Source organism: Faecalibacillus sp. H12, assembly GCF_013361255.1.
GTDB classification, from domain to species: Bacteria; Bacillota_I; Bacilli_A; order Erysipelotrichales; family Coprobacillaceae; genus Faecalibacillus; species Faecalibacillus intestinalis.
Genome location: NZ_JABWDK010000007.1, coordinates 52490 through 68467, shown reverse-complemented (window position 1 = coordinate 68467; position 15978 = coordinate 52490). Strand labels below are relative to the sequence as shown.

The following is a 15978-nucleotide window of genomic DNA, read 5'->3' as shown; positions in this document are numbered from 1 at the left end:
TAAGTGCAGATTATATAATGGATATTATATTCGCTTTATTGTTTAAAAATAACAATAATATTAACTTAATTGAAAAGCTTGAAAGAGCAAAAAATATTCAAAATATAGAATTTTTAAAAAATTAAAACAACGATTTTCTTTTAGTAAATCTTACTAGAAGGAACGTTGTTTTTTTATTCACATAAGCGTATAATAGAGGTAGTCTAAAAGAATTGGGGGAAACCAGAAATGTACAAAATAGTCAAAAAAGAAAGACTAAATGATGTTGTTGAATTAATGGAAGTTCATGCTCCAATGGTTGCTAGAAAGTGCGAACCAGGTCAATTCATTATTTTAAGAGTTGGTGAAGATGGAGAAAGAATTCCTTTAACAATTGCTGATTATGATCGAGAAGCTGAAACAATTACAATTATTTATCAAATTGTAGGTTTTTCAACTCGTCAATTAGCAAAATTAAACGAAGGTGATGAAATCACTGACTTTGTTGGACCTTTAGGTGTACCAACTGATTTACATAAATCAAATCATGTTGTTGGTATTGCCGGTGGGGTTGGTAGTGCACCATTATATCCACAACTTAAAAAATTAGCTGAAATGGGTGTAGATGTGGATGTTATCATTGGTGGACGTGAAGCACAATATGTATTATGGGCAGATAAGTTCAAAGCTTTCTGTAAAAATGTATATGTGATGACAGATGATGGATCTTTAGGAGAAAAAGGATTTGGAACTGTTAAATTACAAGAATTAATTGATAGTGGTGATCCAATTGATGAAGTTATCGCTATTGGACCAGTACCTATGATGAAAGCTGTTGTTGGGGTAACTAAACCTCATAATTTAAAAACAATGGTTTCATTAAACCCTATTATGATTGATGGTACAGGTATGTGTGGATGCTGCCGTGTTACTGTTGATGGTAAAATTAAATTCGCATGTGTTGATGGACCAGACTTTGATGGTTTATCAGTAGACTTTGATGAATTAATGGCTCGCCAAAGAATGTTTAAAGAAGAAGAACATCAAGTAGATGCGAATGCAGATCGTATTTGTAATTTAATGGGAGGTGCAAAATAATGCCTAATATGTCACCAAATAAGGTTAAAATGCCTGAACAAGATCCTAATGTAAGAAATAAAAACTTTGAAGAAGTTTCTTTAGGATATACAAAAGAACAAGCTATGGAAGAAGCAACTCGTTGCTTAAACTGTAAAAAACCATTCTGTATGGATGGGTGTCCAGTAGGAGTACCAATTCCTGAATTCATTCATCATGTTGCGGAAGGTGAATTTGAAGAAGCTTATCAAACAATTACAAGAGAAAATGCATTACCTGCAATTTGTGGACGTGTTTGTCCTCAAGAAAATCAATGTGAAGGTAAATGTGTTAGAGGAATTAAAACTGAATCAGTAGGAATCGGACGATTAGAAAGATTCGTTGCTGATTATCATAGAGAACATGGAAAACCTGCAGAATTAAAAGTTGAAAAAAATGGTAAAAAAGTTGCTGTTATTGGATCAGGACCTGCTGGTATTACATGTGCTGGTGAATTAGCTAAAAAAGGTTATGATGTGACTGTTTTTGAAGCATTACATAAAACAGGTGGGGTATTATCTTATGGTATTCCAGAATTCAGATTACCTAAAAAATTAGTACAAAGCGAAGTAGATGGTGTTGCTGCTTTAGGTGTAGATTTCGAAACAAATGTTGTTGTAGGACGTTCAATTACAATTGATGAATTACAAGAACAAGGATATCAAGGAATCTTCGTAGGTAGTGGTGCTGGTTTACCACGTTTCCAAGGAATTCCTGGGGAAAACTTAAACGGTGTTTATGCAGCGAACGAATTCTTAACTCGTGTTAACTTAATGAAAGGATATCAATTCCCAGATCATCCAACTCCAGTTAAAGTAACAGATACAGTATGTGTTATCGGTGCTGGTAACGTTGCTATGGATGCCGCAAGAACTGCAAAACGTTTAGGAGCTAAAAACGTATATATCGTTTATCGTCGTGGACCTGAAGAAGTTCCTGCTCGTGCTGAAGAAGTACATCACGCTAAAGAAGAAGGAATTATCTTCAAATTATTAACTAATCCAGTTAAAATTGAAGGTGAAGATGGATGGGTTAAATCTATGGAATGTGTTGAAATGGAATTAGGTGAACCTGATGCATCTGGAAGAAGAAGACCAATCGCTAAAGAAGGATCTAACTTCACAATTGAAACAGGAACAGTTATTGTTGCTATTGGACAAAGCCCAAACCCATTAATTAGACATACAACTCCTGGTTTAGATTGCCAATCTTGGGGTGGAATTATCGTTGATGAAGATTCAATGAAAACATCTAAAGATGGTGTTTATGCAGGTGGAGATGTTGTTACTGGTGCAGCAACAGTTATCTTAGCTATGGGTGCTGGTAAAAAAGCAGCTAAAGCAATGGATGAATATCTACAAAATAAATAGTATTTAAAAAGTCAATTCACATTACGAATTGACTTTTTCTTTGGCTGTCATTAAATAACTAATTATATTTTCTATTAATGTTAGAACTATAATCATATTTATTTTTGGAATTAGAAGGCAAATGACTTCAATGCACATTGTTAATTTTGCTTTTTTATTTAAATATTTAAAATATTTGCTCATTACTAGTAATAATACAAATAGTATAAATAAAAATACAAGGAAATAATTACTTAAATATTGATATGCTAGCATTGAAATAAGATAAACGCTATTAGATGTAATAAAACATTTAATTGGACTATTACAATGATATCCACCTAAATTCACTCTTAATCCGGAAAATGCTAACATCCAAACTAATGTCATAAGTCCTTCATGTAAACATAATCCTAGAATAAACATAAATATATTAACGATTGAATTAAATATTAAAACTTGTTGACCATACTTATAGACTTCATAATCTTCATCAAAATTATATTTATCATAAATTTTCTCTAACATCATCCTCTGTTCCTTTTAATAAAAATTTCATGTAATAAATACCATCTTTATAAATGTTCTTTTTCTTAACAATTAAATCAGATTCAATTTTACATCTATCATAATCATAAAAATCATTTTCTGAATAAAGCTCAACTAACGTATAAATACCTTGACCTTTGATGTGCAAAGTTATTTCTTTATGTCTTTTAACATAATCTAATATTTCAGAAATAACATCAATAAAATCTAAATCATCATATTTTTCATTTTGGCCAATTTCAAAGAAAGGTTTAATACTTATATTATCATCTTGTAACCTATTGATTTTTACAGAAATCAAAATATCAAATACTGGATTTTTAGATGCAACTAATTTTTGGTAAGTGTTTTTAGATTGATATTGTTCAATAGCTTTGGATATTTCTGGATTGGTATCGTTGTTTAAGTGTTTAATGTGTTCTAATATCCAATGAATACGATGCTTCTTATCATCAATATCATAACTAATGTTTTGTATGAGACGTAAGCTTTGTTTTATATATTTTTCTTTTTGTAATTGTTTTTCATATTGCATCTTTTCTGTGTAAATTGCATTAAAATAAACGCCGTTAATAATTATTAGAAAGAAAACGATCAGCAAGAGTGAGCATACAATAAACGAACTAAAGCTAACAGTAATATTAACAGCAGCATAACCAATCATTCCAAAAATACTTAAAACTAATATTTCAGTTATAATCACTATTAAATATTGTTTGTTTGGTACATTAAGATTATATTTTAAATGTTCAAGTAACCAATAAGTAAATAATACTAGAAAAATTTTAGAAAAAGTACCAACTAAAATATAGAATAAAATAGGGAATTCACTATTTAACAAAGGCCTAAATAGATAGTATAAGATAAATGTACATAAATAAATGAAGAATATATAGCTTCCAAGTATGAATGCATCTCCTAAATACAAATTATTTTTTTGATATATTACAAATATATAACTTGTAATAAAATATCCTAACATTAGTATAAACCCATTTTCTCTTAAAATATCACATAATTCACATATTAAGAATAAAGAAGTGAGTAGAAAACAAAATTGTTTTCTACTTGAAAGTGAATAATAAAGGTAAACAAATGTTGTAAGAGTTAAAACTTCTACAAAATTAAGAAATATATTATAAGCTACCATTGAGTAAATAGTCCTGATAAGTTAGTTTAAATTTCTTTTTATATGTTTTACCTATATTAATTTCTTTCTTGTTTCTTAAGATAATATATTTTGTATTGCGTCATAGACAAAATCTAAATTAATAAGATAGGATCTATGTACTTGTATGATATTGTTATTATTAAGTTGTTTTTGGAATTCTTTGATTTTTTCTTTAAATTTATATTCACCATCTAGTGTGACAATTTTTAAGTAATGACCATCAGCTTCTATGTAGATAATATCACTGGTATTAATACGTACACGTTTTTCTCTAGCGTTAATGACTATAAAACTTGTGTTTTCTAAATGTTCTTTAAACATTTTAAAGAAGATAGACATGTCTTCATTTAAATGATCTTTTCTAATGAAATAAAATGGTTGAAGTTCCATAGATTTATGAACAAAGTTGTTGTTCATGGTCACAAAAACAATAAGTGCTTTGGGGAACCTCTTTTTAAGTTCTATAGAAAAATCGATACCATTTATTGATTTACTTAAATGAACATCTATAAAAATAACTTGGTAGTCTTTTGTGTTATCAATCTCTTCAAAGTGATCCCCTAGACAAAAGAAATGGGCATCAGTGAATAGATTGTTATTTTTGAGTATATCAACAAATTCCTCTACAAAAGTATTTGTATCCTCTAATATCAAAATATTCATAATGATGCCACCTTCCTTATTTGTTTAAATTCTTTAATTGTTCAGGTTTTTTGAATTCATAGAAATCAAAAGCAGACATTGATGATGCACTACCATATGCAACTCCCTTTAACAATGTAAAGTATTTTTCAATTAAATAGTTTATCATAATTACCTCCTTAAGTGTACTTTATATTTGACACGAATATAAAGTCAATAGAACGTGCATGAAAGAATAGTTATCGTTCCTGAAGGTATCTTTTATAATGCGTAAAATGCACGATTTAATTGTTAACATGAATTAAAAGGGTGACGGATAATGAATGTTAATGAGATAATTATGAATAAAAGAATAGAAAGAGGCGTTTCTAGAAAAGAGCTTGCAGAGGGCTTAGGAGTAAGTGAGAGTACTATCTATAGAATTGAAACAAATCCTAATTTAAATCCCAATAATAAATTAGTAAAAAGAATTTATGATATTTTACGTATGAATGTAACGATTATTGTGGATGATGCACCAATATATGATGAGCATGCACATGAGATAGATTTTGAATCATATAGTCCTACAAGTAAAAGTATTATTTTTAAAACGATTGCAAAAGAAGAAAAAATGAAGAAATTAAAAGAAAAATAGTTATCTGATCGATAACTATTTTTAGGCTAATGTGATTTTTGTAATTGTATTGTTTGAAAGCGTGTAGGTCATTTTAACTGTTTTATTTTCACTATAGGCAATATATTGATTGTTCGTTTCTTTGTGATTTTCGTAATCTAAATTATTTTTTTCTAAACCAACGTAGAAATTACCTTCAACTTTGTAATGATCTGTAAATAGTTCTACTTTTTTAACTTTATTCTTTTTATTTAAAGTAATTTGAATAGAATCATTATAATAAACTGTATCATTATTCTTTTTTGATTCTATATACTGATCACCAATATAATCATTTATATGATTTATCTTAGAATCCTTTGTAATTCCACGACCATCTTCAACGATAATTGTAAAACCAATATCATTATTTGTAAGAAGTTCTTCGGTTTTAGTGTCTTCCTTTTTTGAACAACCACATAATAATAAAATAAAACAACAAATAAAGAGTATTTTAGATTTCATAGAATTCCTCCTTTAAATAATTGTACTAAATATTTGATTTTTATTAAAGTAAAGATTTATAGACAAAATGTTAATCCTTAGAGCATACCTTCTTCTTATTTCATGTTATGATGAATAAAAGGGGGAAAGATTATATGACACTTGGAGAACGTATTTAAAAATATCGGAAAATGAAGGGATTATCGCAAGAAGAATTAGGTAAATTACCGCATATATCAAGACAAACAATATCAAAATGGGAAAGTAATCAGTCATCACCGGATATACAAAGTTGTAAGGCTATGGCTGATGTTTTTGGCATCTCTTTAGAAGAACTTTTAGATGAAAGAAAAAAATAAAAACGGATCAAAGTACTAATCATCGAAATATGATTATTATCTTTGGAATTGTTATTTTTCTAGCATTTATTATGGAAAGTTATGTAGCAGTTAAGATGAGTGAGAGAATGGATGCATTGGAAGAAGCAAATTCTTCGTTGCAACAACAAATCAATGACTTTTATGGTGATCAACCAATTTCACTAGATACAAATTCTATTTGTTCTTATTTTAGTGGTTATATCAGTGATATTAAAAAGGATAGTTATAATATAAATATTGATTTGATTTTAAAAAATTATCAAGATAATACAACAGCACAAGTTATTTCACAAACAAATGGTGAAACAAATTCGGAAGTATTAGATATAGATGTGAACTTTGAAAACTATTTAGATGAAGATGCTAGTGGTGGAATCATGTTAGAAAGTTATAATGAAAAAAAGAACAAAGGTGATTTTACTCTCTCATTTAGTGGAAATAAGATAAAGAAAGATGAAATCTATTTGTGGGATAAAGAATATATTGAATTTGAAAAAGCATATACATGTAAAAATATAAAAAAAGAAGATACTGTGATGGTTGAATATATGTATACAAATGAAATGGGAATAAAAAAGAAACAAGAAGTAACAGCTCAACTTAAAAAGAATTGTCAAGGATATTATTTGGCATGGAAATAAAAAATTAGTATGATAATTATATTTTAATTTATTTAATTCCCAATCATTATCTTATATAATTTTTCTATAGATAGAGCGAAATTGCTTATAGGAGGCCATTATGAAAAAAGATCTACTTATGACAATTCAATATAAAGACATGGGCCCTTTTTCGCTTTTTATTTTTTAATTTGAAACATATCTTTTCTAAGATATGTTTTTTTTACAATCAAAAGGAGGATTAAAGATGCCAAAAAGAGAAGACATTAACACAGTATTAGTCATTGGTTCAGGACCAATTATTATTGGTCAAGCATGTGAATTTGATTATTCAGGAACACAAGCTTGTAAAGCATTAAGAGGATTAGGGTATAAAATTGTTTTAGTCAATTCTAACCCAGCTACAATTATGACAGATCCAGAAACTGCAGATGTGACATATATTGAACCATTGAATGTAGAAAGATTAACACAAATCATTGAAAAAGAAAGACCAGATGCTTTACTTCCTAACTTAGGTGGACAATCAGCTTTAAATCTATGTTCTGAATTAAGTAATGCCGGAGTTTTAGACAAATATAACGTTCAAGTATTAGGGGTAAAAGTAGATGCTATTGAACGTGGAGAAGACCGTTTAGAATTCAAAAAAGCTATGAATGAACTTGGTATTGAAATGGCAAGAAGTGAAATTGCAAATACGGTTGATGAAGCTTTAGCTATTGCTGATAAATTAGGATATCCAGTAGTTGTAAGACCTGCCTATACAATGGGTGGAGCAGGTGGAGGACTTGTTTACAATGTTGATGAATTAAAAACAGTTGTAAATAGAGGGTTGCAAGCAAGTTTAGTACACCAATGCTTAATTGAAGAATCTATTTTAGGATGGGAAGAATTAGAATTAGAAGTTGTAAGAGATGCTAAAAATAACATGATTACAATTTGTTTTATTGAAAATATTGATCCATTAGGAGTACATACTGGAGATTCTTTCTGTAGTGCACCAATGCTTACAATTTCAAAAGAAGTGCAAAATCGTTTACAAGAACAAGCTTATCGTATTGTTGAATCAATTGGAGTTATTGGAGGTACAAATGTTCAATTTGCTCATGATCCAGTAACTGATCGTATTGTTGTTATTGAAATCAATCCAAGAACATCACGTTCATCTGCTTTAGCTTCTAAAGCGACAGGTTTCCCTATTGCTTTAATTTCAGCAATGTTAGCGGCTGGACTTACATTAGATGAAATTCCATGTGGTAAATATGGAACATTAGATAAATATTATCCTGATGGAGATTATGTTGTTATTAAGTTTGCACGTTGGGCTTTTGAAAAATTCAAAGGAGCAGAAGATAAACTTGGTACACAAATGAAAGCTGTTGGGGAAGTTATGAGTATTGGTAAAACTTATAAAGAAGCTTTTCAAAAAGCAATTCGTTCTTTAGAAACAGGACGTTATGGTTTAGGATATGCAAAGAACTTTAATGATTTATCTAAAGATGAATTATTAAAATTATTAATTAATCCAACAAGTGAAAGACAATTCATTATGTACGAAGCTTTAAGAAAAGGAGCTACTGTTAATGAATTATTTGAACTTACAAAAATTAAACATTATTTCATTGAACAAATGAAAGAACTCGTTGAAGAAGAAGAAAAAATTGCTTCTTATAAAGGAAATCAATTACCAGATGACGTTTTAAAACAAGCAAAGAAAGATGGTTTTGCTGATAAATATATTTCTAAGTTATTAGATGTTGAAGAAAAAGAAATTAGAAATCAAAGACTTGCTATGGGTATGCATCAAGTCTGGGAACCAGTTCATGTATCAAGTACAAAAGATAGTTCTTATTATTACTCTACATATAATGGAAAAGATCAAGATGAAGTTTCAAATAATAAAAAAATCATGATCTTAGGTGGAGGACCTAACAGAATTGGTCAAGGTATTGAATTTGACTATTGCTGTGTTCATGCTTCTCTTGCCTTAAAGAAATTAGGATTTGAAACAATCATTGTTAACTGTAACCCAGAAACAGTTTCAACAGATTATGATACATCTGATAAACTTTATTTTGAACCATTAACATTAGAAGATGTTTTAAGTATTCATGAAAAAGAAAAACCATTAGGAGTCATTGCTCAATTTGGTGGACAAACACCATTAAATCTTGCAAGTCAATTAAAAGAAAATGGTGTAAATATCTTAGGAACAACACCTGAAACAATTGATATGGCAGAAGATCGTGACTTATTTAATGAAATGATGGAAAAATTAGAAATTCCAATGCCTGAATCAGGAATGGCTGTAACAATCGATGACGCTTTAGAAATCGCTCAAAGAATTGGTTATCCATTAATGGTAAGACCATCTTACGTATTAGGTGGTAGAGGTATGGAAGTTGTTTACGATGATGATTCATTAAAACAATATATGGCAGCTGCTGTTGGGGTAACACCTGATCGTCCTATCTTAATTGACCGTTTCTTAAATGATGCGATGGAATGTGAAGCAGATGCTATTTCTGATGGAGAAAATGTTTTTGTGCCTGCTGTTATGGAACATATTGAACTTGCTGGTATTCACTCAGGGGACTCAGCATGTATTTTACCATCTAAACATATTCCAGTAAGACATGTACAAACAATAAAAGAATATACTAAGAAAATTGCTAGAGAAATGAATGTACGTGGTTTAATGAATATGCAATATGCGATTGCTGATGATAAAGTTTATGTTTTAGAAGCAAATCCACGTGCTTCAAGAACAGTACCTTTAGTATCTAAGGTATGTAACATCAACATGGTAAAACTTGCAACAGATATCGTTACGCGTGAACTTACAGGTAGACCATCACCTGTTAAAGATTTAAAAGATAGAAAGATTCCTCATATTGGTGTAAAACAAGCTGTTTTCCCATTCAATATGTTCCCTGAAGTTGATCCAATTCTAGGGCCTGAAATGAGATCAACAGGAGAAGTATTAGGTTTAGCTAATTCTTATGGAGCTGCTATCTTTAAAGCTGAAGAAGCTACTCAAACAAAATTACCAACATCTGGTCGTGTTTTAATTTCTGTCTCTGATAGAGATAAAAAAGATGTTGTTGCTCTTGCTAGAAAATATTATGATGCAGGATTTGAAATTGTGGCTACAGGTAAAACATTTGAATTAATCAATAGCAATAACATTCCAGCTATCAAAATTAAAAAGATCAAAGAAGGTCGTCCAAATATTGCAGATGCTCTTACAAATGGTGAACTTGATATGGTGATCAATACGCCACATGGTAAAGAATCTGCACATGATGATAGTTATATTAGAAAAACAGCTATTAAAATGAAAATTCCATACATGACAAACATTGCTGCTGCAAATGCAGCTGTAGAAGGTATCTTAGAAGCTGAAATTCATGGAACACATGAAGTAAAATCACTTCAAGAATATCATAAAGCAATTAAAGATTAATATGAATGATTGTTAGGAAGTCATAAGATTTCCTAACAATTTTTTTATTTTTACAAAAAAGAAGAAAAAATAAAAAAAGAGCGAATAAATAAGTAGGAGGACTACTTATGGAAACAATCAATAAAATAACAACGAGTAAACAAACAACAATGTATGATCATTTATGTAAGATGATCATAGGAAATGAAGAAGAATCATAAAGGCAGATGTAGATGAAGCAAATCATTTAAGTATTGGGAAAATTAGAAGATTGATAGAAGGAGTACATATAGGTGATCTAATAGTTAATCCACATTTTCATCTTGTAGATAAAAAGGGCTTCATCAAAGATGAAGGTATGGTTTATTATGATATTTTATGTTATATTGATGTACCACAAGAAGATGAAAAGAATATACGGGTTTATTTAAATGTAGAAATACAAAATAATCCTTATCCAGGATATTCTATTATTACCAGAGGATATGCTTATATTTCAAGAATAGTATCAGAGCAATGGGGAAGCGAATATGATGATAAACTATGATGGGATGAAAAAGGTCTATTCATTATGAATCATGCCAAAGGCACCAAAAAGAAAAGATGGGCATATGAATGTCTATGAAACAAATGAAAGGATTATTTGTGGAACGACAGTAGAAGAAAAAGAAATTTATGACAAGGGAGTAATTCTTGCGATATACTTAAACAAAGAACATGGCTTAAATAAAAAGTATGAAGAACATGATGAATTATTGACACCATTGATGGTCCTTCTAAATAATGTATTAGATTATAAGGGAAAGCAAAGAATTATAGAAGAATATGGATTGAATACAAAGAAAATAGAAAGTGAGGTTAAAGATATGTGTGATTTAGGTGAAAGCATTGTCTTAGAAGCAAGAAATGAAGGCAAACAAATAGAACGTAAAGAAAAGAATATAGCGCATGTAAAAAAACTAATGATAGGATTACAAATGTCATTTAAAGAAGCGATTAACTTATTAGAAATACCTGAAAAGGAAGTAAAAGAAATAGAAAAGTATTTTCAATCATAGAAAGAGAGTAAAATCTCTTTTTTCTTATACTAAAAAAATGTTAATAAAATAAAATTACATAATAATAAAAAATTATAAATTGGTGTTGAAAAATGTTGTCAAATCTACTATACTATTCAAGAACAAAAGGAGATGAGGGCTATGTTACAACAAAGTGTCAAATATGATTGCTTACAATTGAATACGAGTACCTCATTTTTATATTCTCATTGTTTCTAACATATCATTTTTAATTGATATGTTTTTTTATAACAAAAAAAGGAGGAAAATATATGAAAGCCTATTTAATCTTAGAAGATGGAAACGTATTTGAAGGTGAAAGCGTAGGAGCTGACAAAGAAGTTGTCAGTGAATTTGTATTTAATACTTCTATGACAGGATATGTAGAAGTACTGACAGATCCTTCCTATGCAGGACAATCAGTTGTTATGACATATCCATTGATTGGAAACTATGGAGTATGTTTAGAAGATCAAGAATCTACAAAACCTTATGTTGAAGGATTTGTTGTAAATGAACTTGCAAGACTTGGAAGTAACTTTAGAAAAAATGTTGATTTAAAAGATTATTTAATTGAACATGATATTCCTTGTATTCAAGGAATTGATACAAGACATTTAACTAAAATTATTAGAAATAAAGGTTGTATGAATGGAATGATTACAACAACAAAATATGATGATTTAAGTGAAGTGATGGAAAAAATACATAACTTTAAAGTAACTGGTGTCGTTGAAAGAACAACATGTGACAAACCTTATACAGTAGGTAGTGGAGATCGAAAAGTTGCTTTATTAGATTTTGGTGCTAAGAAGAATATTGCTAAATCACTTGCAAAGAGAAATATAGAAGTCACAGTTTATCCAGCATCTACTCCTGCAAGTACAATCATTGAAGGGAACTATGATGGAGTGATGTTATCAAATGGTCCTGGAGATCCAAGCGAAAATGTTGAAATCATTAAAGAAGTTAAAAAACTATCTGAAAGTGGTTTACCAATCTTTGCAATCTGTTTAGGACATCAATTGATGGCTTTAGCTCATGGTTTTAAAACAGAAAAATTAAAATATGGACACCATGGTGCAAATCATCCTGTTAAAGATTTAAATACAGGTCGTGTTTATATTTCTACACAAAATCATAACTATGTAATTTGTGATGATTCTATTGATCGAAATATCGCAAAACCTTGGTTTATTAATGTAAATGACCAAACAATCGAAGGTGTTGAATATATTGGTAAAAATATTAAAACAGTACAATTTCATCCAGAAGCATGTGCTGGTCCATTAGATACAGATGCTTTATTTGATGAATTTGAAAAAATGATGGAGGGTAAATAAGATGGCAAGAGATTTAAGTATAAAAAAAGTATTAGTTATCGGTTCAGGACCTATCATCATTGGTCAAGCAGCAGAATTCGATTATGCTGGAACACAAGCATGTCGTGCTTTAAGAGAAGAAGGGGTAGAAGTTGTTTTAATTAACTCAAACCCAGCAACTATCATGACAGATGCTGATATCGCAGATAAAGTTTATATCGAACCATTAACTGTACCTGTTGTTAAAAAATTAATCATGGAAGAAAAACCAGATAGCATTTTACCAACATTAGGTGGACAAAATGCATTAAACATCGCTATGGCTTTAGCGGATGAAGGATTCTTAGAAGAACACAATGTTCGTACAATTGGGACAAATACAGATACCATCAAACTTGCAGAAGATCGTTTAGAATTTAAAAACTTAATGGAAAGAATTAACGAACCATGTGCTGCATCCATCGTTGTTAACCATGTTAATGACGCTTTAGAATTTGCAGAAAAAATTGGTTATCCAGTTGTTGTAAGACCTGCTTATACTTTAGGTGGTACTGGTGGAGGTATTGCAAATAATGAAAAAGAACTTCATGATATTTGTTCAAATGGTTTACGTCTATCAAGAGTAAGTCAATGTTTAATTGAAAGATGTATTGCTGGATGGAAAGAAATCGAGTATGAAGTAATGAGAGATAGTGCAGGAAACTGCATTACTGTATGTAACATGGAAAACTTAGATCCTGTTGGTGTTCATACAGGAGATAGTATTGTTGTGGCACCAAGCCAAACTTTATCAGATAAAGAATATCAAATGTTACGTTCATCAGCTTTAAATATCATTACAGCATTAAATATTGAAGGTGGATGTAACGTTCAATATGCATTAAATCCAAATAGCTTTGAATATTGTGTTATCGAAGTAAACCCACGTGTTTCTCGTTCATCAGCTTTAGCTTCTAAAGCAACAGGTTATCCAATTGCTAAATTAGCGGCTAAAATTGCTTTAGGATATACCTTAGATGAAATCAAAAATGCCGTTACAGGTAAAACATACGCTTCTTATGAACCAACATTAGACTATGTTGTATGTAAAATTCCTAAATGGCCATTTGATAAATTCGTTGATGCTTCAAGAAAATTAGGAACACAAATGAAAGCAACTGGAGAAGTTATGTCAATCTGTAATAACTTTGAAGGAGCTTTAATGAAAGCTTTACGTTCTCTTGAACAAAATGTTTTCTACTTACATTTAGATGCCTTTACAAAATTAACACATGATGAATTAAAACAAAAATTAAAAGATGTTGATGATCAACGTATCTTTGCAGTAGCTGAATCCTTAAGAAAAGGAATTACTGAACAAGAAATCCATGAAATTACTAAAATTGATGTTTGGTTCATTGATAAAATCAAACATTTAGTAGAAATGGAAGAAAGAATTAAAACAGAAGAATTAACAGTTGATTTATTAAAACAAGCAAAAAGATTACAATTCCCAGATAGAGTCATTGCTGAATTAACTGGAAAAACAGAACAAGAAATTCATCAAATGCGTAAAGAAAATAATATTGTTTCAGCTTATAAAGTTGTTGATACATGTGCGGCAGAATTTGATGCACAAACACCTTATTACTATTCAATTCAAGGTGGAGTGAACGAAGTAGAACCTCAAAGAGAAAAGAAAAAAATCATGGTTTTAGGATCAGGACCAATTCGTATAGGACAAGGTATCGAATTCGATTACTGTTCGGTACATTGTGTATGGGCCTTAAAAGCAGCAGGATACGATACAATTATTGTTAATAACAACCCTGAAACAGTATCAACTGACTTTGATATTGCAGATCGTTTATATTTTGAACCATTAACTGCTGAAGATGTAGAAAGCATTGTTGATATTGAAAAACCAGATGGAGCCATCGTGCAATTTGGGGGACAAACAGCCATTAAACTTACAAAAGCTTTAACAGATATGGGTGTTAAAATCTTAGGAACAGATGCTGATGATGTAGATGCAGCTGAAGATAGAGAAAGATTTGATGAAATTCTTGAAAAATGTCATATTGACCGTCCAAGAGGTTCAACAGTCTTTACAACAGAAGAAGCCATTGAAGTTGCTAATAAATTAGGATATCCAGTTTTAGTAAGACCATCTTATGTATTAGGTGGTGCTGGTATGGAAATTGCCTTAAATGATGGTGATATTAAAAAGTTCATGAAAATCATTAATAGACAATACCAAGAACATCCAATCTTAATTGATAAATACTTATCTGGTAAAGAAGTTGAAGTTGATGCAGTTTGTGATGGACATGGTATCTTAATTCCAGGTATTATGGAACACGTTGAACGTGCGGGAGTTCACTCTGGAGATAGTATTTCTGTTTACCCACCACAAAAAATCAAACAAGAAATCAAAGATGTTATCGTTGATTATACAAAACGTCTTGCTAAAGCATTACATGTTGTGGGATTAATCAATATTCAATTCATTGTTTATGAAGATCAAGTTTATGTTATTGAAGTTAACCCAAGATCTTCAAGAACAATTCCTTATATTTCAAAAGTTACAGATATCCCAATTGTTGCCATTGCTACAAAAGCAATTATGGGACATACAATTGAAGAACAAGGATATTCTTATGGAATTGTTCCGGAAAAAGAAACAATTGCAGTTAAAATGCCAGTGTTCTCATTTGAAAAAATCAAAGGTGCAGAAATTTCTTTAGGACCTGAAATGAAATCAACAGGTGAAGTTTTAGGTATTTCTAAAAACTTAGATGAAGCTATTTATAAAGCATTCATGGGAACAGGTATTCAATTACCTAAGAGAAAGAATATCATTTGTACAATTAAAGATTCTTCTAAAGAAGAATTCTTACCAATCGCTAAACAATATTATATGTTTGGTTATGATTTATATGCAACAGAAGGAACATATAAATTCTTAAAAGAACATGATGTACCTGTACATTTTGTCAATCGTATCTGTGAAAAAACAAATACAATCTTTGACTTAATGTTTACGGATACAGTTGATTTAGTAATCGATATTCCAACAAGAAATGATAACTTAAAAGATGGCTTCTTAATTAGACGTTTTGCCGTAGAAGCAGGTATTCCAATTTATACGTCACTTGATACAGCAAAAGCACTTATTGATTCACTTGAAAAACGTAAACAAGGTGTACCATCATTAATTGATATTACAAAATTAAGATAAAACTAAAAAGAACAATGTAGTAATACTA

Annotated in this window: 15 protein-coding genes; 10 read left to right on the top strand and 5 right to left on the bottom strand. The window is 30.1% G+C overall.

Going from position 1 to position 15978, the window contains the following annotated elements; all coding sequences use genetic code 11:
• Window positions 1-228 precede the first annotated feature (228 nt).
• Window positions 229-1077: a sulfide/dihydroorotate dehydrogenase-like FAD/NAD-binding protein gene (locus HUU89_RS07090; RefSeq protein WP_117788143.1), complete on the top strand. Its 849-nt coding sequence runs from the start codon at window positions 229-231 to the stop codon at window positions 1075-1077.
• Complete coding sequence (gene gltA / locus HUU89_RS07085) at window positions 1077-2465, top strand: NADPH-dependent glutamate synthase (RefSeq protein WP_175301391.1); 1389 nt, start codon at window positions 1077-1079, stop codon at window positions 2463-2465. Before HUU89_RS07090 ends, gltA begins: the two co-directional genes overlap by 1 nt.
• Window positions 2466-2486: 21 nt before the next feature.
• Here gltA and HUU89_RS07080 read toward each other — a convergent pair whose 3' ends face one another.
• The 4 genes from HUU89_RS07080 to HUU89_RS15300 form a co-directional block, all read right to left on the bottom strand.
• The gene (locus HUU89_RS07080; protein WP_175301390.1) at window positions 2487-2972 is read right to left on the bottom strand and encodes an accessory gene regulator B family protein; all 486 of its coding nucleotides are present in this window, start codon (window positions 2970-2972) and stop codon (window positions 2487-2489) included.
• Window positions 2953-3834, bottom strand: coding sequence for a hypothetical protein (locus tag HUU89_RS07075; protein ID WP_175301389.1), 882 nt, complete (start codon window positions 3832-3834; stop codon window positions 2953-2955). Before HUU89_RS07075 ends, HUU89_RS07080 begins: the two co-directional genes overlap by 20 nt.
• A 384-nt stretch (window positions 3835-4218) precedes the next feature.
• Window positions 4219-4827: a LytR/AlgR family response regulator transcription factor gene (locus HUU89_RS07070; protein WP_175301388.1), complete on the bottom strand. Its 609-nt coding sequence runs from the start codon at window positions 4825-4827 to the stop codon at window positions 4219-4221.
• 16 nt (window positions 4828-4843) lie between these two features.
• A complete protein-coding gene (locus HUU89_RS15300; protein WP_317992327.1) occupies window positions 4844-4975 on the bottom strand; it encodes a hypothetical protein in 132 nt (43 codons plus the stop codon).
• A gap of 171 nt (window positions 4976-5146) precedes the next feature.
• On the opposite strand from HUU89_RS15300, the gene HUU89_RS07065 reads away from it, so the two are divergent.
• Window positions 5147-5443: a helix-turn-helix domain-containing protein gene (locus HUU89_RS07065; RefSeq protein WP_158546495.1), complete on the top strand. Its 297-nt coding sequence runs from the start codon at window positions 5147-5149 to the stop codon at window positions 5441-5443.
• Between the two features lie 21 nt (window positions 5444-5464).
• Here the strand turns inward: HUU89_RS07065 and HUU89_RS07060 are convergent, their stop codons facing one another.
• Window positions 5465-5926, bottom strand: coding sequence for a hypothetical protein (locus HUU89_RS07060; RefSeq protein ID WP_175301387.1), 462 nt, complete (start codon window positions 5924-5926; stop codon window positions 5465-5467).
• Window positions 5927-6096: 170 nt separating this feature from the next.
• Here HUU89_RS07060 and HUU89_RS07055 point away from each other — a divergent pair, with 170 nt between their 5' ends.
• The 7 genes from HUU89_RS07055 (at window position 6097) to carB (HUU89_RS07025) (ending at window position 15950) form a co-directional block, all read left to right on the top strand.
• Window positions 6097-6264, top strand: coding sequence for a helix-turn-helix transcriptional regulator (locus HUU89_RS07055; protein ID WP_175301386.1), 168 nt, complete (start codon window positions 6097-6099; stop codon window positions 6262-6264).
• 29 nt (window positions 6265-6293) lie between these two features.
• Window positions 6294-6926 carry a hypothetical protein gene (locus HUU89_RS07050; RefSeq protein ID WP_175301385.1) on the top strand — a complete coding sequence of 211 codons (633 nt, stop codon included), beginning with the start codon at window positions 6294-6296 and terminating at the stop codon, window positions 6924-6926.
• Window positions 6927-7152: 226 nt separating this feature from the next.
• Complete coding sequence (gene carB / locus HUU89_RS07045; RefSeq protein ID WP_147580469.1) at window positions 7153-10371, top strand: carbamoyl-phosphate synthase large subunit; 3219 nt, start codon at window positions 7153-7155, stop codon at window positions 10369-10371.
• Between the two features lie 250 nt (window positions 10372-10621).
• Window positions 10622-10897 (top strand): hypothetical protein, encoded by a 276-nt coding sequence (locus HUU89_RS07040; RefSeq protein ID WP_175301384.1) that lies wholly within the window; start codon window positions 10622-10624, stop codon window positions 10895-10897.
• A gap of 31 nt (window positions 10898-10928) precedes the next feature.
• Window positions 10929-11408 carry a hypothetical protein gene (locus HUU89_RS07035; protein WP_175301383.1) on the top strand — a complete coding sequence of 160 codons (480 nt, stop codon included), beginning with the start codon at window positions 10929-10931 and terminating at the stop codon, window positions 11406-11408.
• Between the two features lie 272 nt (window positions 11409-11680).
• Window positions 11681-12751: a carbamoyl phosphate synthase small subunit gene (locus tag HUU89_RS07030; protein ID WP_175301382.1), complete on the top strand. Its 1071-nt coding sequence runs from the start codon at window positions 11681-11683 to the stop codon at window positions 12749-12751.
• Between the two features lies 1 nt (window position 12752).
• Window positions 12753-15950, top strand: coding sequence for a carbamoyl-phosphate synthase large subunit (gene carB / locus HUU89_RS07025; RefSeq protein ID WP_175301381.1), 3198 nt, complete (start codon window positions 12753-12755; stop codon window positions 15948-15950).
• Window positions 15951-15978: the final 28 nt, after the last annotated feature.

Coding starts and splice junctions, on each gene's coding strand:
- HUU89_RS07090 (WP_117788143.1), top strand. CDS start 229: ATGTACAAAATAGTCAAAAAAGAAAGACTAAATGATGTTGTTGAATTA.
- gltA (WP_175301391.1), top strand. CDS start 1,077: ATGCCTAATATGTCACCAAATAAGGTTAAAATGCCTGAACAAGATCCT.
- HUU89_RS07080 (WP_175301390.1), bottom strand. CDS start 2,972: ATGTTAGAGAAAATTTATGATAAATATAATTTTGATGAAGATTATGAA.
- HUU89_RS07070 (WP_175301388.1), bottom strand. CDS start 4,827: ATGAATATTTTGATATTAGAGGATACAAATACTTTTGTAGAGGAATTT.
- HUU89_RS15300 (WP_317992327.1), bottom strand. CDS start 4,975: ATGATAAACTATTTAATTGAAAAATACTTTACATTGTTAAAGGGAGTT.
- HUU89_RS07065 (WP_158546495.1), top strand. CDS start 5,147: ATGAATAAAAGAATAGAAAGAGGCGTTTCTAGAAAAGAGCTTGCAGAG.
- HUU89_RS07060 (WP_175301387.1), bottom strand. CDS start 5,926: ATGAAATCTAAAATACTCTTTATTTGTTGTTTTATTTTATTATTATGT.
- HUU89_RS07055 (WP_175301386.1), top strand. CDS start 6,097: ATGAAGGGATTATCGCAAGAAGAATTAGGTAAATTACCGCATATATCA.
- HUU89_RS07050 (WP_175301385.1), top strand. CDS start 6,294: ATGATTATTATCTTTGGAATTGTTATTTTTCTAGCATTTATTATGGAA.
- carB (WP_147580469.1), top strand. CDS start 7,153: ATGCCAAAAAGAGAAGACATTAACACAGTATTAGTCATTGGTTCAGGA.
- HUU89_RS07035 (WP_175301383.1), top strand. CDS start 10,929: ATGCCAAAGGCACCAAAAAGAAAAGATGGGCATATGAATGTCTATGAA.
- HUU89_RS07030 (WP_175301382.1), top strand. CDS start 11,681: ATGAAAGCCTATTTAATCTTAGAAGATGGAAACGTATTTGAAGGTGAA.
- carB (WP_175301381.1), top strand. CDS start 12,753: ATGGCAAGAGATTTAAGTATAAAAAAAGTATTAGTTATCGGTTCAGGA.